Annotated in this window: 1 pseudogene; it reads right to left on the reverse strand. The window is 51.7% G+C overall.

Features of this window, described 5'->3' with window-relative positions:
* A pseudogene (locus ACNQ0T_RS23945) lies at positions 1 to 292 on the reverse strand (penicillin-binding protein 2); the annotation flags it as partial.

The raw sequence follows: 292 nt of genomic DNA on the forward strand, positions 1-292 counted from the left end.
GAGGTGAAACGGTGTGAACGTGCGCGCTCTTTTCGGAATGCAGCAATATCGTCATCGGTCAGATCTACCACGCTGCGCAAAGCGTCCAGCGTTTGCTGCACGTTATCGACTTTCTCCGGCATCATTTCTATCTGGTAGATAGTGCGGTTGAGGGCCAGAGGGATACCGTTACGATCGTAGATAATGCCGCGGCTGGGCGCGATAGGCACCAGCTTAATGCGGTTTTCATTAGAGCGGGTCTGGTAGTCGGTAAAGCGAACAATTTGCAGATTATACAGGTTGGCGATAAGCA

This window comes from Enterobacter cloacae complex sp.6700776, from assembly GCF_048284255.1.
Taxonomy (GTDB): Bacteria; Pseudomonadota; Gammaproteobacteria; order Enterobacterales; family Enterobacteriaceae; genus Enterobacter; species Enterobacter intestinihominis.